This window comes from Jilunia laotingensis (assembly GCF_014385165.1).
Taxonomy (GTDB): Bacteria; Bacteroidota; Bacteroidia; order Bacteroidales; family Bacteroidaceae; genus Bacteroides; species Bacteroides laotingensis.
This window is the reverse complement of record NZ_JACRTF010000001.1, coordinates 4,601,283-4,619,562: the sequence shown is the minus strand read 5'-3', so window position 1 is coordinate 4,619,562 and position 18,280 is coordinate 4,601,283. Positions and strand designations below refer to the sequence as shown.

The 18,280-nt window shown below is 40.4% G+C and carries 12 protein-coding genes; 9 read left to right on the top strand and 3 right to left on the bottom strand.

The features are described 5' to 3' along the window. Nucleotides 1-149 precede the first annotated feature (149 nt). Nucleotides 150-1,349 (top strand): sialidase family protein, encoded by a 1,200-nt coding sequence (locus tag H8744_RS18180; RefSeq protein WP_262436209.1) that lies wholly within the window; start codon nucleotides 150-152, stop codon nucleotides 1,347-1,349. Between the two features lie 174 nt (nucleotides 1,350-1,523). Here the strand turns inward: H8744_RS18180 and H8744_RS18175 are convergent, their stop codons facing one another. Then, entirely contained in the window at nucleotides 1,524-3,893 is a 2,370-nt protein-coding gene (locus H8744_RS18175) for a beta-N-acetylhexosaminidase (protein ID WP_262436208.1), read from the bottom strand. Between the two features lie 214 nt (nucleotides 3,894-4,107). Here H8744_RS18175 and galB point away from each other — a divergent pair, with 214 nt between their 5' ends. From galB to H8744_RS18145, 6 genes are all read left to right on the top strand, one after another. Then, nucleotides 4,108-6,621, top strand: coding sequence for a beta-galactosidase GalB (gene galB, locus H8744_RS18170; RefSeq protein WP_262436207.1), 2,514 nt, complete (start codon nucleotides 4,108-4,110; stop codon nucleotides 6,619-6,621). A 151-nt stretch (nucleotides 6,622-6,772) separates the two neighbouring features. Beyond that, complete coding sequence (locus tag H8744_RS18165) at nucleotides 6,773-8,083, top strand: MFS transporter (protein ID WP_262436206.1); 1,311 nt, start codon at nucleotides 6,773-6,775, stop codon at nucleotides 8,081-8,083. Between the two features lie 33 nt (nucleotides 8,084-8,116). Beyond that, entirely contained in the window at nucleotides 8,117-9,085 is a 969-nt protein-coding gene (locus H8744_RS18160; RefSeq protein ID WP_262436205.1) for a glycoside hydrolase family 130 protein, read from the top strand. Between the two features lie 82 nt (nucleotides 9,086-9,167). Beyond that, entirely contained in the window at nucleotides 9,168-11,417 is a 2,250-nt protein-coding gene (locus H8744_RS18155) for a GH92 family glycosyl hydrolase (RefSeq protein WP_262436204.1), read from the top strand. A gap of 117 nt (nucleotides 11,418-11,534) precedes the next feature. Continuing rightward, complete coding sequence (locus tag H8744_RS18150) at nucleotides 11,535-13,598, top strand: glycoside hydrolase family 20 protein (RefSeq protein WP_262436203.1); 2,064 nt, start codon at nucleotides 11,535-11,537, stop codon at nucleotides 13,596-13,598. Nucleotides 13,599-13,682: 84 nt separating this feature from the next. Continuing rightward, nucleotides 13,683-14,996 (top strand): retropepsin-like aspartic protease, encoded by a 1,314-nt coding sequence (locus tag H8744_RS18145; protein WP_262436202.1) that lies wholly within the window; start codon nucleotides 13,683-13,685, stop codon nucleotides 14,994-14,996. 117 nt (nucleotides 14,997-15,113) lie between these two features. On the opposite strand, the gene H8744_RS18140 is transcribed toward H8744_RS18145, so the two are convergent. Continuing rightward, nucleotides 15,114-15,590 (bottom strand): Dps family protein, encoded by a 477-nt coding sequence (locus H8744_RS18140; protein WP_262436201.1) that lies wholly within the window; start codon nucleotides 15,588-15,590, stop codon nucleotides 15,114-15,116. A 133-nt stretch (nucleotides 15,591-15,723) separates the two neighbouring features. On the opposite strand from H8744_RS18140, the gene H8744_RS18135 reads away from it, so the two are divergent. Next, a complete protein-coding gene (locus H8744_RS18135) occupies nucleotides 15,724-16,650 on the top strand; it encodes a hydrogen peroxide-inducible genes activator (protein ID WP_262436200.1) in 927 nt (308 codons plus the stop codon). A gap of 110 nt (nucleotides 16,651-16,760) precedes the next feature. Here H8744_RS18135 and H8744_RS18130 read toward each other — a convergent pair whose 3' ends face one another. Further along, the gene (locus H8744_RS18130) at nucleotides 16,761-17,555 is read right to left on the bottom strand and encodes a NigD1/NigD2 family lipoprotein (protein WP_262436199.1); all 795 of its coding nucleotides are present in this window, start codon (nucleotides 17,553-17,555) and stop codon (nucleotides 16,761-16,763) included. A 165-nt stretch (nucleotides 17,556-17,720) separates the two neighbouring features. Between H8744_RS18130 and H8744_RS18125 the strand changes: the two genes are divergently transcribed. Continuing rightward, entirely contained in the window at nucleotides 17,721-18,272 is a 552-nt protein-coding gene (locus H8744_RS18125) for an RNA polymerase sigma factor (protein WP_262436198.1), read from the top strand. Nucleotides 18,273-18,280 lie beyond the last annotated feature (8 nt).

Sequence of the window (18,280 nt, the reverse complement as noted above, 5' to 3'; positions counted from 1 at the left end):
AGGTGAGATGATTGTTATTATGTATAATCTTTTTTGAAAGAAAAGATTATATTTTGAAAAAGGTTACTCGAAAGCTACAACTAGTTGGAGCAATATGGAATTTTCCATTTCGAGTAACCTTTCTTTTTTTACAATAAATATTAATAGCTATGAGAAATAAAATTATTGTATATGCAAAGTTTGGTCTAATCTTCTGTATTTCATTGATATCCATAGTTTCTATTGCATCCAATTCTGATTCTCAAAGTCTTCTTTTAGAACGTACACTCTTATTTGATATGGGAGATGGCGGTTCGCGCTTTTATCGTATTCCTGCGATTGTGACGGCAGCGGATGGTTCTTTGGTGGTAGTGGCAGACAGACGTTGGGATAGGATAAATGATTTACCTTCTCACATAGATGTAGTGGCTCGCAGAAGTGAAGACAATGGTAAGACTTGGTCGGATGTAATTACCATAGCAGGTAATGATACTGATATCGGATATGGAGACCCTGCAATTGTATTGGATAAAAATACAGGTAGTCTACTTTGTATTTTTGCATCAGGAAACGGATTGTGGCAATCAAATGAAGAGGATTTGATGAGAATCAAGATCTCCCGAAGTGTAGATAACGGGAAAATATGGTCACCTCCTGCTGACATTACGGATCAAATATATGGTAAAAATTGTCAGGATGAGAGAAGGAGACACTGGTATGGGGCTTTTGCGGCATCTGGCAGAGCTTTACAATTAAGAGATGGTAGGATTATGTTTGCAATGGCTGTTCGAACAACTCCTGATTGGGGAGGATCATTGAATAATTATGTATGTTATTCGGATGACGGTGGAGTAACTTGGGATGTCTCAACAAATGCAGCAGATTTGGATGGGGATGAAGCCAAACTTATAGAACTGAATGATGGTACGATTTTGATGAGTATTCGAAATCGTGAAAAAGGTAAACGGAAATTCTGTTTGTCTAAAGATAGGGGAGAAACATGGGGAAAATCATATTTGCAGCAGGATATACAGGATCCTGCATGTAACGGTGATATAATAAGGTATTCCTCTATTATTGATGGTGCTGCCAAAAACATTTTACTTCACTCGATACCAGACGATGCATCCATCAGGAAGAATGTTTCTATTTTGGTTAGTTTTGATGAAGGAAAGAGTTGGCCAGTAAAGAGAATGTTATGTTCCGGACTTTCCGCCTATTCTTCAATGACCGTGTTATCGGATGGTACTATTGGAGTTGTTGTAGAAGAAGGTAAGTGGGATGATGCTTTACCAGGAGATGATGGGTTTAAATTATGGTTTATGCGTTTTACATACGATTGGCTTATATCATCGGATACCTCGGAGTAAAACATTCTATTATAATTTAGATCTATTAATTTGAACCAATTGGTTTTTCTGCGAATACCCATTCATACCATTTAAGATTTGCGCCAATTAATTGGCGCAAATCCCAAATTGTATGAATGGGAAATGATTTATAGTCAGCAATAACTCTATTTCATAATACTTAATTGAAAAAGATTATTCTACTATTACTTCATCAATAAACATGTGGGCTTTTTCATTTCTTGCACCATGCCAGTCGGGAATGGCTGAAGTCGTATCAATCAATATTCTGATTTTATTAGCTTCCGTTTCTTTAAATAGGCAACTATACTCAATCAGCCCGTCTTTGATATCTGCCGTTGCGAGTGGAATTTCAGTCTCACCCTGTTTGAGAAAGTTATTATCTTTACCGGCTGTCCATACGGTTATTTTTGTTGGAGGAAATATCCATTCACCGACTTGTATCATTGTGCCTATTTTTACAGAAGAAACTGTTGTAGGAGTTCCCAAGTCAATAGTAATGTCCATTGGTTCATTCATGAATCCCATCCAGTAGCCAGTACTGTAATTGAAATCACCACGTAGTCCATCGGTGAGAATAGAAGCACCAGCAAAAGTATACTTTTCTGTGGGGGCAGAATTTAAAGTAGGCAGTTTACCGGTAGCTTTGTTGAATCGGAATTCCTTTTTGAATATTCGGGTCTTCATATTCTCTCTCTTAACCATTGCTTGTAATGTGGAGTTTTCTTTAATTTGGATCGGTTCCTTATAAAGCTGGCTTTGTTCGCTCGGTTCGTTGCCGTCCAGCGTGTAATAGATGGGTGCATCTCCCTGAGTGGAGAGAGTTACCATAACTGTTCCGTCTGTTGAAGGCACATCGTATGTAGCTGATATTTCATATATATGTTTTCCATAGTTCACGCCCATCTCATTATAGACACTTATAATATGATCCAGACTACCTAGAAAACGATCCCAGTTCTTATTTCCGGTTTGTGTCCATTGTACCTCACTCAACGCGGCAAGACGGGGGAGAAGCATATATTCAAGATGATCGCTGCTTAAAATATATTCAGCCCATAAGTTGCCTTGCGCTCCGATGATATAAGCACGTTCGTCCTCATTCAATGCAGAGGGAACCGGATCTAAAGAATATACTTTTTCAATCGGATTATATCCACCGATGGCCAGTGGTTCATCTTGAGTGTTAAGTGTAGGGTAATAATCCAGATATACATATGTGTTCGGTGTCATGATGACCGGATGGTGAAGACGGGCAGCCTCAATACCTCCGTCCATTCCTCTCCACGACATAACGGTCGCATTGGGAGCCAATTCTCCTTCAAGAATTTCATCCCAGCCGATGATCTGACGCCCATGATCGTTCAGGAACTTTTCTACACGAGCGGTGACATAGCTTTGTAGGAAAAATTCAGCACTATGTTTTTGGTTGGCCTTCAACCCTTCTTTCTTGATACGTGCTTGACAATGTGGACATTTTTCCCAACGAACTTTCGGGCACTCGTCTCCGCCAATGTGGATCAATTTTGAAGGGAATAATTCCATTACTTCAGTTAATACGCCCTCAATGAAGGTGAAGGTCTCCTCTTTTCCCGGACATAGTACATCATCGCGTACACCCCATTGACCGGATACTTCGTAAGGTCCACCGGTACATCCTAAATTGGGATAAGCTGCCAAAGCTGCCATCATATGTCCGGGAAGGTCTATTTCCGGGATGACATTGATACATCGCTCATCGGCATATTTCACAATCTCCTTTATTTCTTCTTGCGTGAAGAATCCTCCATAAGGAGTAGTGTCGTAGTTGTCCCATTCTTTACGTATCATCGTTTTATTTCGGATACTGCCTATTTCTGTTAGCTTCGGGTACTTTTTTATTTCAATCCGCCATCCCTGATCATCTGATAGATGCCAATGAAGATTATTCAGTTTATGCAAAGCCATCAAATCTATAACCCTTTTCATCTCTTCTTTCGGGAAAAAATGACGTGCTACATCGATCATGACTCCACGGTAACCAAAACGGGGAGCGTCTTTTATTTCAACGCAAGGTAATGTCCATTGTGCATCGGCCACGGCTTGTTTGCCATATATCGCAGTAGGCATAAGTTGTTTTAATGTTTGTATAGCATAAAATATTCCACTACGGTCGGAAGCTTGAACAGATACGTCATTGGGATCTATCGTTAATTCATATCCTTCCGGTGCGATATTTTTGTTCAATGAAAAAGTTATTCCGTTTTGAGGCATTGCTTCGTTGTCTTCCACGATTTCAGCTTTCATCCGGTAACCGGATGTGATTTCAATTTGCCGTATCAGAGAGTCGATCATCGAGGAACAAGTCTTATCCAATGCTGACGAAACATGAAAGACGGTAGAATTGTCGAATCGGAAATTTCCGGAAACTGGATGTAATTCATTAGGTTGTGGAATAACGGAATACTGGTTCTCACTTACTTTTCCCTGACATGCGATCAGGCCAAATAAAAGAAGTGACAAAGGAGCGGCAAGCAGTTTGCCGTAGTGTTTTGATAAATTCATGGATAGTAATTTATAGGTTTTTAATTGTTTCTTATTTATTAATACAATCGTGAATGGATGGTTACTAAACAGAAATCACATATTTTTCAAGATGTTGCTAAAGTGCTTATTTAAATGCATTTTATGTCTGTTCTATTAGGTATTTGTATGGATTTTGTATATTTTTGCCTCATCCTAGTTTGAGTTTTATTTTTATCATATTAAATAAAATACCATGAAAAAATCCTTATTTATTCTTTTGGCATTGTTGATGAATTGTTTTGTCTCCGTATCTGTAGGGGCTGTTGATACAGTCCGTACAAAGCATACTTTTGAGAAAGGATGGAAATTCACGCGAGAGGATGAAACAGTCTTTAGTCAGACAAACTTTGACGATAGCCCTTGGCAAACAGTGACTGTACCGCATGATTGGGCAATTTACGGCCCTTTCAGTGTTCATAATGATCAACAGAAAGTAGCCATATCGCAGGACGGACAAAAAGAAGCCATGGAACATGCCGGGCGTACTGGTGGTTTACCATTTGTAGGAACAGGATGGTATCGGTTGGATTTTGAAGTTCCTGAATTTACAAAGGGGAAGAAAGCTACTCTTATTTTTGACGGAGCAATGAGCCATGCTCAGGTATATGTGAATGGAAAGAATGCTGGTGAATGGCCTTATGGATATAACTCTTTTTATCTGGATGTTACTCCTTATTTAAATGCTGGTAGTAAAAATACATTGGCTGTCCGGTTAGAAAATGAAACGGAGTCTTCTCGCTGGTATCCAGGTGCGGGACTTTATCGTAATGTTCATTTGGTTGTCAGTGAGGATGCTCATGTACCGGTATGGGGTACTCAGGTAACTACTCCTGTCATTACTGACAGTTTTGCACATGTGCATTTGAATACTACTTGGGTGATGCCCGGAGAAAAAGATGTGGCATCTTACCGCATCGTTACTGAGATAAAGGATGCTAATGGCAAAATGGTTAGTCGGGAAGAAGAGCCATTATCAAAATTTGATAATAAGGTTTTCAGTCAGGATTTTGTTGTGGAGAATCCTGTGCTTTGGACTCCGGAGACACCTTATTTATATATGGCTGAATCAAAAATATATGAGGGGAATGAATTGAAAGATGAATATAAAACTTCTTTTGGCATTCGCTCTATCAAGATTATACCTGATAAGGGATTTTTTCTGAATGGGAAAAGAACGCAGTTTAAGGGTGTATGTAATCATCATGATTTAGGTCCATTGGGAGCTGCTGTTAATGATGCTGCTATTCGTCGTCAGATACGTGTTTTGAAGGATATGGGATGTAATGCGATCCGTACTTCCCATAATATGCCTGCTCCCGAATTGGTGAAAGCTTGTGATGAAATGGGAATGATGGTTATGGTAGAGACGTTTGATGAGTGGGCAACAGCCAAGTGTGCGAACGGATATCATAAGTTATTTGATCAATGGGTAGAAAAAGACTTGGTTAATGTATTGCGACATTATCGTAATAATCCGAGTGTTGTAATGTGGTGTGTGGGCAATGAAGTTTCCGATCAGTGGAATGGAGATCTTGGCCCAAAGTTGTCGCGTCGTTTGCAGGATATTTGTCATCGTGAAGACCCGACTCGTCCTGTGACGCAAGGTATGGATATTCCAGATGCAGTGGTGAATAATAATATGGCTGCAGTGATGGATGTTCCTGGTTTCAACTATCGTCCTCATAAATATCAGGAGAATTATAAGAAGCTTCCTCAGCAAATAATTTTAGGAAGTGAAACTGCTTCTACGCTTAGTTCCAGAGGCATTTATAAGTTTCCGGTTACTCGTGCATGGATGAAGAAATATGAGGATCATCAGGCTTCTTCGTATGATGTGGAATCTTGTGGTTGGTCCAATTTGCCCGAGGACGACTTTATTCAGCATGAAGATTTGCCTTATTGTATCGGTGAATTTGTATGGACGGGCTTTGACTATTTAGGAGAACCGACTCCTTATTATACTGACTGGCCCAGCCACTCTTCTTTATTCGGCATCGTGGACTTGGCAGGTTTGCCTAAAGATCGTTATTATTTGTACCGTAGTCATTGGAATAAGAAGGAAGAAACGTTACATATTTTACCTCATTGGAATTGGAAGGGACGTGAGGGAGAAATAACGCCTGTGTTTGTATACACGAATTATCCCTCTGCAGAACTGTTTATTAATGGTAAAAGCCAGGGCAGACGTACGAAAGATCTGTCTGTGACAGTTGATAACAGTGCGGATTCTGTTTCTATGATGAATTTTAAGCGGCAACAGCGTTATCGGCTGATGTGGATGGATACGAAATATGAACCGGGAGTAGTAAAAGTCGTAGCTTATGATGAAAATGGAAACGCTGTTGCTCAAAAAGAAATGTACACAGCAGGCGAACCTCATCATCTTGAGCTTGTACCGGATCGAACTCTATTAAAAGCTGATGGCAAAGATCTTTGTTTTGTGACGGTGAAAGTGGTGGACAAAGATGGACGGTTGTGTCCGGTGGCCGATAATGAACTACGTTTTAAGGTGAAAGGAGCTGGTACTTATCATGCCGGTGCCAATGGGAACCCTGCATCTTTGGAATCTTTCCAATTGCCTAAAATGAAAGCTTTCAGCGGCATGATGACTGCAATTGTACAGACACAGGATAAACCGGGAGATATTACTTTAGAAGTTACCGGCAAAGGCCTGAAAAAAGGAAGTTTGAGTTTAAGGAGTGAATAAATAGTTTACTACAGTTGTCGAAACGAATAAGTTACCTCTTCTTGTCATTTTTCCAAAAAAAGTGGTGTAAGGGAGTTAGTAATTTATTCGTTTCGGTTGTATTATATATAAATTGCACTAAAATATCGTTAACCGATAAAATACTAAGTTGATGAATAGAAAAAATTTCGACCCTGTAACGTGGGTTCCTACTGTATACTTCGCTATGGGGTTACCTTTTGTAGTCTTGAATATGGTTTCTGTCCTAATGTTTAAGGGCTTGGGGATCTCTGATGCGCAAATAGCCCTTTGGACTTCGTTGATTATGATGCCATGGACATTGAAATTCCTTTGGAGTCCGTTTCTTGAAATGTATAAGACTAAGAAGTTTTTTGTGGTACTGACCCAGATACTGTCCGGTGTATTTTTCGGATTGGTGGCACTATCATTACAATTGCCGCATTTCTTTGCCTGCTCTATTGCTTTATTGGCAGTGATCGCCTTTAGTGGTGCAACACACGATGTAGTTACCGATGGTGTTTACATGAACGAATTGAGTAAACAGGAACAAGCTCAGTATATCGGTTGGCAGGGAGCTTTTTATAATATAGCCAAGATTGTAGCATCCGGTGGATTGGTTTGGATAGCTGGTTGGCTTGTGAAATATTTTGGAGGAACGGAAGGGGCTTCTCCGGAAGTGATGCATGGGGCAAATGTACACGGATGGATGATCGTGATGTTTATTATGGCAGCAGTCATGATACTCTTGGGTATTTATCACACGCGTATGCTTCCTTCGGGCGGTGCAGCGGCTACGGCAGAAGGGCGATCGGTTAAAGCTACATTTGATAAACTCATGAGTGTTATTCTTGATTTCTTCAAGAAAAAGCATATTGTCTATTACATTGCATTTATTATTCTTTATCGATTTGCAGAAGGGTTTGTGATGAAAATCGTACCCCTATTCCTGAAAGCAGGTCGTGAAATCGGTGGATTGGGACTTAGTGAACAGCAGATCGGTATTTATTATGGAACGTATGGAGCGGCAGCATTTGTATTGGGATCTTTGCTTGCGGGTTATTATATTTCGCATAGGGGATTGAAGAAAACACTATTTTCACTATGCTGTATTTTCAATCTGCCTTTTATCGCGTATACTTTATTGGCTATTTATCAGCCTACTAACAGTATGTTGATTGGTAGTGCCATTGTTCTTGAATATTTTGGATATGGATTTGGGTTTGTGGGCTTGACATTGTTTATGATGCAACAGGTTGCCCCAGGAAAACATCAAATGGCTCATTATGCTTTTGCTTCAGGGATTATGAATCTGGGAGTCATGCTTCCGGGAATGATCAGTGGTTTTGTCAGCGACTGGCTTGGGTATAAGGATTTCTTTATCTTCATTCTATTTGCAACAATTCCTGCATTCCTGATTACTTATTTTGTGCCCTTCACATATCCGGATGCGCCTAAGAAATAATAATGAATATATACATATAAATATAAAAAAACTATGAGTGAGAAATTTAATATGCCTTGGGAAGATCGTCCGGTTGGTTGTAAAGATGTCATGTGGCGGTATTCTAAGAATCCGGTTATTGAACGTTACCAGATCCCATCATCAAATAGTATTTTTAATAGTGCGGTAGTTCCGTTTAAGGATGGATTTGCCGGTGTGTTCCGTTGCGATAACAAAGCGGTACAGATGAATATTTTTGCCGGTTTTAGTAAAGACGGTATCAACTGGGATATCAATCATGAACCGATCCAATTCAAAGCCGGTAATACGGAAATGATCGAGTCGGAATATAAGTACGATCCACGTGTGACATGGATAGAAGACCGTTATTGGATAACTTGGTGCAATGGTTATCATGGACCTACAATCGGTATAGGCTATACATTCGATTTTAAAGAGTTTTTTCAGTGTGAGAATGCTTTTTTACCTTTTAATCGTAACGGAGTACTTTTCCCGCAGAAGATAAATGGTAAATATGCAATGCTTAGCCGTCCGAGTGATAATGGACATACTCCTTTCGGAGATATTTATATGAGTTATAGTCCCGATATGAAATATTGGGGCGAACATCGTAGTGTTATGAAGGTAACTCCGTTTCCTGAAAGTGCATGGCAATGTACAAAGATTGGTGCGGGTTCTGTTCCTTTCCTGACTGAAGCCGGTTGGCTTATGTTCTACCATGGAGTTATCACTACTTGTAATGGTTTCCGTTATTCCATGGGAGCAGCTATTTTGGATAAAGACAATCCAGAGAAAGTACTATATCGTACGCGAGAATACCTACTTGCTCCTGCTGCTCCGTATGAATTGCAAGGTGATGTTCCCAATGTGGTATTCCCTTGTGCAGCTCTGCAGGATGGTGAAAAGGTTGCTCTGTATTATGGGGCGGCAGATACAGTCACAGGACTTGCATTCGGATATATTTCCGAGATTATTGAGTTTGTAAAAACAAAAAGCTTATAAAAGAGAGGAGAAGTGAGAGGGACTAAGAATTGATCCTTCTCCCATCTCCCTTATCGATTCTCCCTTCTCTTACAGTTTTGTTATGAATAGAATATTGTTAACTTGCACATTAGTTTTGTCTCTGCTTCCTGCTTATGCAGGCGGTGGAGACAAACTTACCCCTGTTGATTATGTCAACCCTTTTGTCGGTACTACCAATTTTGGTACGACTAATCCGGGGGCGGTCTGTCCCAATGGGATGATGTCTGTCGTTCCTTTTAATGTAATGGGTTCTGCTGACAATAAATACGATAAAGATGCCCGTTGGTGGTCTACTCCTTACGAATATCATAATTGTTTCTTTACTGGTTATTCGCATGTCAATCTAAGCGGTGTGGGCTGTCCTGAATTAGGCTCTTTATTACTGATGCCTACTACGGGAGAATTGAATGTGGATTACAAAGAGTATGGTAGCCAGTATAAAGATGAACAAGCTTCTCCCGGCTATTATTCGAATTATCTTACTAAATATAATGTAAAGACAGAAGTTACAGCCACTCCCCGTACCGGAGTTACCCGCTTTACATTCCCAAAAGGTAAAAGCCACATCTTACTTAATTTGGGTGAGGGACTTACCAATGAAACCGGTGCAATACTTCGTCGGGTAAATTCACAGGAGATAGAGGGTATGAAATTACTAGGTACTTTCTGTTATAATCCGCAAGCTGTATTTCCAATCTACTTTGTGATGCGTGTCAACAAGCAACCTTCCGGGATAGGTTATTGGAAAAAACAACGACCAATGAGTGGTGTCGAGGCAGAATGGGACCCTGATAATGGTAAGTATAAACTGTATACCAAATATGGAAAAGAAATAGCTGGTGATGATATTGGTGCCTATTTCACTTTTGATACCGAAGAAGGTGAACAAGTGGAGGTAGAGATGGGAGTTTCATTTGTCAGTATAGAAAATGCACGACTTAACTTGGATAAAGAACAAAAGGAGAAAAATTTTGACCAGATACATACTGAAGCGCGTAACCATTGGAATAATGATTTGTCTCGCATTTTGGTAGAAGGTGGAACAGAAAACCAAAAGATCGTTTTCTACACCGCTTTATATCATTTACTAATCCATCCCAATATCCTTCAGGATGTGAATGGAGAATATCCAGCAATGGAAAGTGACAAAATATTGACTACAAAAGGAAATCGGTATACTGTTTACTCTTTATGGGATACTTATCGGAACGTGCATCAATTACTGACACTTGTTTATCCGGAACGTCAGATAGATATGGTACGTACTATGCTCGATATGTATCGTGAGCATGGGTGGCTTCCAAAATGGGAATTGTACGGGCGTGAGACTCTTACTATGGAAGGTGATCCGAGTATTCCTGTAATTGTGGACACATGGATGAAGGGTTTACGTGATTTTGATATTGATCTGGCTTATGAAGCGATGTATAAATCCGCTACTCTTCCAGGTGCTGAGAATTTAATGCGTCCTGACAATGATGATTATATGTCCAAAGGATATGTGCCTCTTCACGAACAATATGATAATTCGGTTTCTCATGCTTTGGAATATTACATTGCAGATTTTGCTTTGTCCCGCTTGGCCGATGCTTTGGGTAAAAAAGAGGATGCCAAGTTGTTCTACAATCGTTCATTAGGTTATAAACATTATTATTGTAAGGAGTTTGGAACACTTCGTCCGATTCTTCCCGATGGTACTTTCTATTCTCCTTTCAATCCGAAACAGGGAGAAAATTTTGAGCCAAGTCCTGGATTTCATGAAGGTAATTCATGGAATTATACTTTTTATGTTCCCCATGATGTTTATGGGTTGGCACGTTTGATGGGTGGAAAGAAACATTTTGTTAATAAATTGCAAAAGGTATTCGACGAAGGTTTGTACGATCCGGCTAATGAACCTGATATAGCCTATCCATATCTTTTCTCTTATTTTAAGGGTGAAGAATGGCGTACTCAAAAAGAGACCCAGCGATTGTTAGCCAAATATTTTACAACTCAACCGGATGGTATTCCCGGAAATGATGATACGGGAACAATGTCTGCTTGGGCTATTTTCAATATGATGGGCTTTTATCCGGACTGCCCCGGATTACCTGAGTATACATTGACTACCCCTATATTTGATAAGGTTACGATCAAGCTTGATCCGAAATGGTATAAAGAGAAAGAATTGATAATTACAACGGCCCGTCAACAGCCGGACGCATTATATATAGAAGACGCAAAATTAGGTAATAAGAAAATCAATCGCTTCCGTATCACCCACGATGAGTTGGTGCATGGAGGGTGCTTGGAGTTTTCAATAAAATAAAAGTTGGTTTAAAAGGTAAAAAGTAGAAAGACTGTCCGGACATGGTTTGTTAGGACAGTCTTATTTTTTAGTATGTTTATGCTTTGGATTGTATTATTATAAAACATTTTAATTGCTATGAGAAATTTAGTCAACCTTTTCTGGATTACTGTCTTCATGTTGTCAGGTTGTGCCAAGGAAGAACCTGCTTGTTGCATAATACCACAACCACAATCTGTGGAGGTTTCTGAAGGTAATCTAACATTATTTAAACCTTTGCTTTTCATTTCCGATTTGAAAGGAAATGAAGGGGAAGAGTTTACTTCTTATCTGAAACAATCACCATTGGCTCTAGAGCCCCAAAATGGGAATGTACAAGACGCTCCTATTCGATTTTGTATAGTAGATTCGATTCCGGGATACTCTTCGGAGGAAAGTTACCAGTTACAAATAGATAAAGGCTTTCTTACTATATCCGCAACTTCTGCTGTCGGATTGTTCTATGGTTTCCAATCGCTACTTCAATTGGTGCAGCAAAATACGGATAATTCGGTTGTTTTTGCATTAGCGAAAATAAAGGATGCACCCCGTTTCCCATACAGAGGTTTACATCTGGATGTTTCACGTCATTTCAAGACAAAGGAGTTTGTGAAAAAACAGTTAGATGCGATGGCACGGTACAAACTAAACCGCTTTCACTGGCATCTGACGGATGGTGCCGGGTGGCGTCTTGAAATCAAACGTTACCCTGAACTTACCGAGCAAACGGCCTATCGTCCTTATCCGAATTGGAAAGCGTGGTGGGAAGGGGGACGTACTTATTGTACAAAAGATGCTCCAGAAGCTGATGGTGGATATTATACACAAGACGATGTGCGTGAGATAGTTGAATACGCCCGTTTGCGCCATATTACAGTGATTCCGGAAGTAGAAATGCCGGGACATTCGGAAGAAGTCTTAGCCGTATTCCCACAACTGTCATGCTCCGGCAAACCCTATGTGAATTCAGAGTTTTGTATCGGCAATGAAGAGACTTTTACCTTCTTGGAAAATGTCTTGTTGGAAGTGATGGAACTGTTTCCTTCAGAATATATCCATATCGGAGGAGATGAAGCTAATATGGAAATTTGGAAACATTGTCCTTTGTGTCAGAAACGGATGAAACGGGAGGGGTTGAATAATGAGAAGGAACTGCAAAGTTATCTGATCCATCGGATGGAGAAATTCTTGTCAGCTCATAATCGCCGTTTACTGGGATGGGATGAGATTTTGGAGGGTGGTTTAGCTCCAGAGGCTACCGTAATGTCCTGGCGTGGAGAGCAAGGTGGCATTGCCGCTGCAAAAGCTGGCCATGATGTAATTATGACTCCGGGAAGTCATTGTTATCTGGATGCTTATCAAGATGCTCCTACTACGCAACCGGAAGCGATAGGGGGATATCTTACAATTGATAATGTCTATTCTTATGATCCTGTATCGTCAATGTTATCTGCAAAAGAAGCCACTCATGTCAAAGGGGTACAAGCCAATGTATGGGCAGAATATATGCCAACTCCGGAACATATGGAGTATATGATTTATCCTCGTCTTTTAGCTATAGCAGAGGTGGCATGGACACAACCGGAGAAGAAGAACCTGGAACATTTCAGAAAATGTGTGCTAAAAGAAACAGAATGGTTACAGGCTAACGGGTATAATCCGTTTGATTTGAAACAAGAAATAGGAGAACGAGCTGAGGTAAAGGAAACGGTAGAACATTTAGCCAAAATGAAACCGGTATATTATGTAAATCGCTATGCCGACCAATATACTGCCGGAGGTGATTCTGCCCTAGTGGATGGTTTGCGAGGTGGATGGACTTATGGTGATAAACGGTGGCAAGGTTTTCTTAATAAAGACATGGATGTGACGATCGATTTAGGGAAAAAGACCGATCTCCATCTTATTTCCGCTGAATTTATGCAGTTGAGGGGACCTTACGTATGGCTGCCTCGTGAGGTTGTAATTTCGGTGTCTGATGATGGAAGTTCTTTCATGGAATTGGAACGGTTATCGACAGATGTACCTGTGACGGAAAGTAAGCTTACTTTTCGTACCTATCGTTGGGAAGGAGAGATTCAGGCCCGGTATGTGCGATATCATGCCTTTTCTAATGACATAGAAGGAGGATGGATTTTCACAGATGAGATTATTGTAAAATAGATGATTGGATAAATAAATATTGAACCTTACTTTTATTTTCTGAAATAATACGTATTTTTACGCAAGTTAGAAAAAATGCGGACTATGAAGAAATTACTATTTGCAATTTGGAGCATGTTATTCGTTATGGCTATTCAGGCTCAACAAGCGGATATGAGGGTAGGGGAGTTGATTAATCGGTCTGATTGGTTTTCTTTGGAAGAAGAATATCCGGTATTGAAAGATTCTATTCAGGCAGACTTTCTTAAATTATTGGCTGAGGCTATGCTCGCTACTAATTTTAATCAGCCTGATAGAGCTATTGAATGTATCGGTCAATTGATGGCGGAACATCAGGGGGAATTAGGTTTTGGTAATATACAAAATTTAGTAACCCTCGCTTCGAGTATCGATTGGAATCGTGGAAATTATGCTCGTTCCGCAGATGGTTTAAAGGATTTTATATCCGGAGTGAAAGCTGCGGGGATGACTGAAGATATAGAGCCTGTTGCTAATCTTTATGAATTTTTCAATCAATTTCGGGATTTGCCTTCACCGGCACTTACTCGTCCTGATAAAGATGTAGAAGTTGCTGTCTCTATTGAAAAAGTCAAACTGCCTACATCGGTAGATGAAAAAGGGTGGAGAGGAACGCAAATACTAATGCCGGTGACAGTACATGGAAAGGAGTATCATTTTATTTTTGATACCGGAGCAGGTACGACCTATATGTCCGAACGATTTGCCAAAGAAGTAGGAGTCAGTATTGTCAAGGATTCATTTCTTATCAATGGCGGGCTTCCGGGAGCAAGTTATGGAATGTTAGGATATCTGGACAGTCTCCAAGTAGGAGAGATGACATTCCACAACGCAAAGGTTACTATCGCGCGTCCCAATGCAATGGATAGCGTTTTGCAGGTAGATGCAATTCTTGGGATTGATTTTATGAACTTGACGGGAGAGTTCCAGATTTATCCGAAAGAGGGAAAAGTAGTATTTCCATTGCAATCGACACGACTTCCGGCAACGGGTAGAAATCTTATGATGCCTAATGGTTGCCCTGTGCTGAAAGCATATTCCGGTAACGATCTATTAAAATTTATTTTTGATACGGGATGTACTACAGGGGAGCTTTATTATCCCTATTACCAAAAATATAAAGACCGATTAGACAGTATCGGTAAGAAAGATTCCGGTATCGGTGGAGGGTTTAATTTCATTGAGAAAAAGGAAATACTTCGTATCCCTTCTGCGTCATTCAGCATTGGAGATATTCCTGTCGAGATTAGTGATATCAGTGTCAGTTATGTCCCTGTAACCTATGGTGGAAACGAGGATGGAATACTGGGTATGAGTTTGGTCAATCTATTCAGGAAAGTTACTGTCAATCTGAAGGATATGTTTGTGACATTTGAATAAGGGTGAAGATAGGAGAGCCAAGATGCCTTATAAAAAAGACCTGAACCCTTCAGTTCGATTAAAACTATCGGGGTCCAGATCAAAAATTTCAGGAGGTAAAATCTACGGGAATAAAACTTACTTTGTGTTGTAAGCTGTCAACATCCACACCATCTTTTCCTGTTCCTTCAGATAATCGCTCATCAAGGCTACGGTAACTTCATCACCTGCTTGTGAAGCAACGGATAGCAATTTCCGCTCTTCACCAATCAGGTGGCTATATGTTTTGAGAATATTCTGCAGAGCTTCGTCACCATTACTTATATGGTCTACTTCATTGACTTTGGACATTTTCAGGTAATCGCTGAACTTATTGGCGGGTGTACTTCCCAACTGAAGGATACGTTCTGCAATTTCGTCAACTTTCTCGGCTGCGTCATTGTACAATTCTTCAAACTTACTGTGCAGCACGAAGAAGTCGTGCCCTTTTATGTTCCAATGGAAACCGCGAAGGTTAGAGTAATATACTTGGAAATCTGCCAGCAATTGATTTAAAGATGCTACTACGCTGTTTGCTCCCGATTCACTTAAGTGGATGTAATCTAAAGTTTTCATATTGTTTTTATTTTATTGATTAATACTATTTTTCTTTTTCGTACTGCAAAGATAAGGCGGAAATGTATGCGTGTCAAACTGATAATTTCTATCTTTGCATAGACAGAATCTATAACTCTTAAAACTTTGATTGATGACTATACAACAATTGGAATATATCTTGGCCGTAGACCAGTTCCGGCATTTTGCAAAAGCAGCGGAATATTGCCGGGTGACGCAACCTACATTGAGTGCCATGATACAGAAACTGGAGGATGAACTCGGAGTGAAGCTTTTTGACCGTGCCGTACAGCCGGTGAGTCCTACTAAAGTGGGAGAGAAAGTGATAGCCCAGGCTCGGGTCATTCTGTCAGAAACCTCTCAGGTGAAAGATATTATCAGTGAAGAGAAACAATCTTTGTCAGGTACATTCCGTCTGGGAGTCTTGCCCACCATTGCACCTTATTTACTTCCGAGGTTTTTCCCACAGTTGATGGAGAAGTATCCGGAATTGGATGTACGTGTTACCGAGATGAAAACGCAAGATATCCGCCAGGCGCTCCGTGATGGTGAGATCGATGCTGCTATTCTGGCAAGTATACTGGATGAACCTTCGCTTTCGGAAGAAATCCTTTTCTATGAACAATTTTTCGGATATGTGTCGCGTAAGGAACCTCTGTTCAAGCATGAGGTTATCCGTACATCGGATATAACAGGCGAACGCTTATGGTTGCTTGACGAAGGGCATTGCTTCCGTGACCAGTTGATGCGTTTTTGCCAGATGGAGGCAGTGAAGTTGAATCAAATGGCTTACCGATTAGGAAGTATGGAGACGTTTATGCGTATGGTGGAGAGCGGGAAAGGCATTACGTTTATCCCTGAACTGGCAACATTCCAATTATCTGCCGAACAGAAAGAACTGGTACGTCCGTTTGCCATACCGCGTCCTACACGTCCGGTTGTGCTTACCACCAACAAAGACTTTATCCGTACCAGCCTGTTGACTGTGCTGAAAGACGAAATACGTGCGGCCGTTCCGAAAGAGATGTTGAGTCTGCAAGCTGTACAGTTTTTGGTATGATCTATTCGCTGCTCTCGGTTTTATTAAATTGAATAGACAATGTATATGCATGAAAAACGGCTACTTTCACAAAGAGGAAAGTAGCCGTTTTCACATTTTATTAATCAGAATTAATAGTATGTATTGTCTGTATAGTTAGATGGATTAAGTTGTTGTGTTGTCATTGCCTCGTTGCTTCTGGTATCTTTCTCAAGGTCGATCTTATAATATTTTATACCATCGTAAATGGTATTTACACGTATCTTCAATCCTTTGGCTGTTTCCATCTCCTTGGCCACTTTATCCAGTTTAAAAGAGACAAGGCCTTCACCCAAATCGGCTTTTCCATCATCGTAAGCATTGTGGCGGAATTCGAGGTTGATGTACCCTTCTTCATCTACCAACTCGGTATCTTCATTGTCCACCAGGTTTAGCATATGTTTCTGGTTTGGGTTGTGAGTACCGTAATACTGGAATTCCATCGTCAGATAGCCCTGTGCCACCCAATGGTGGGTCATGTTGATACGATCGTCTCCGATGCTATCGGCTGTCTTTTTTGTCAATGGAATGATGGGTTTGGTCAATATGGTTTCTATGTAAAACAGCTCGGCATTCAAATCATATCCTTCTACCGCCTCGGGACTATTGTTGTCGATCGTTTTTATATAGATGAATGCACGCTGACCTTCTATGATTTTCTTACTGTCATTGTATTTTTTAATGGCAGGATATACGGTCTTTCCATTGTCTAATGTGAAGTAATACTCGTTGGTAGAATTCTCATCTGTCAGATGTATTGTTGCGATACCGAGTTCTGTGTCCTCAGGAAAACAATCGAATCCGTTGCAATCGTCATCAAGGCAGGATTGCAAGAAAGGTACAAGCAATAAAAGCAGAGTTGCAGCAATTAATTTCAATCTTTTCATGATAATGTTTGGTTTTTTAGTTTCTGTTTTTGTAAGGTAAATGCTTTAAATGGCAGAATATTGCGCATTAAAATGTTAAAGAAATAAAAGCCATAAAAGATTTGTACTCTCTATGCAGTATTTCTATCTTTGCTGCATTTATAGTGTAAACACGTGTTTAAGAGAATGGAAGAACAGGAACTGGCGGCACAATGCAGACAAGGAAATAATAGTGCCCGCAAGGAACTTTATGAGCAATATGCAGGGCGGATGCTCGGCATCTGTCTTCGGTATGCCGGTGACAGGGATACGGCACAGGACTTGCTGCATGATGGTTTCCTGAAGATTTTCAGTTCTTTTGATAAGTTCACCTGGCGTGGTGACGGTTCTCTAAGAGCGTGGATGGAACGTGTGATGGTAAATGTGGCATTGCAGTATTTGCGCCGGAACGATGTGATGAGTCAGGCTATGGGTTTGGAAGAAGTCCCTGAAACTTACGAAGAACCCGATGCAGCAGCGATAGATGTCATTCCGCAAAAAGTGCTGATGCAATTTATAGAAGATTTGCCTGTGGGATATCGTACTGTATTCAACTTGTATACATTTGAAGATAAGTCACATAAAGAGATTGCCCAATTATTGGGCATTAATGAAAAATCCTCAGCTTCACAATTGTTTCGTGCTAAAAGTGTGTTGGTCAGGAAGGTGAAAGAATGGTTAATGACGAATGACAGATGAAAGATGAG

Excerpts from the sequence above, each read along its gene's own strand:
- H8744_RS18180 (WP_262436209.1), top strand. The coding sequence starts at position 150 with ATGAGAAATAAAATTATTGTATATGCAAAGTTTGGTCTAATCTTCTGT.
- H8744_RS18175 (WP_262436208.1), bottom strand. The coding sequence starts at position 3,893 with ATGAATTTATCAAAACACTACGGCAAACTGCTTGCCGCTCCTTTGTCA.
- galB (WP_262436207.1), top strand. The coding sequence starts at position 4,108 with ATGAAAAAATCCTTATTTATTCTTTTGGCATTGTTGATGAATTGTTTT.
- H8744_RS18165 (WP_262436206.1), top strand. The coding sequence starts at position 6,773 with ATGAATAGAAAAAATTTCGACCCTGTAACGTGGGTTCCTACTGTATAC.
- H8744_RS18160 (WP_262436205.1), top strand. The coding sequence starts at position 8,117 with ATGAGTGAGAAATTTAATATGCCTTGGGAAGATCGTCCGGTTGGTTGT.
- H8744_RS18155 (WP_262436204.1), top strand. The coding sequence starts at position 9,168 with ATGAATAGAATATTGTTAACTTGCACATTAGTTTTGTCTCTGCTTCCT.
- H8744_RS18150 (WP_262436203.1), top strand. The coding sequence starts at position 11,535 with ATGAGAAATTTAGTCAACCTTTTCTGGATTACTGTCTTCATGTTGTCA.
- H8744_RS18145 (WP_262436202.1), top strand. The coding sequence starts at position 13,683 with ATGAAGAAATTACTATTTGCAATTTGGAGCATGTTATTCGTTATGGCT.
- H8744_RS18140 (WP_262436201.1), bottom strand. The coding sequence starts at position 15,590 with ATGAAAACTTTAGATTACATCCACTTAAGTGAATCGGGAGCAAACAGC.
- H8744_RS18135 (WP_262436200.1), top strand. The coding sequence starts at position 15,724 with ATGACTATACAACAATTGGAATATATCTTGGCCGTAGACCAGTTCCGG.
- H8744_RS18130 (WP_262436199.1), bottom strand. The coding sequence starts at position 17,555 with ATGAAAAGATTGAAATTAATTGCTGCAACTCTGCTTTTATTGCTTGTA.
- H8744_RS18125 (WP_262436198.1), top strand. The coding sequence starts at position 17,721 with ATGGAAGAACAGGAACTGGCGGCACAATGCAGACAAGGAAATAATAGT.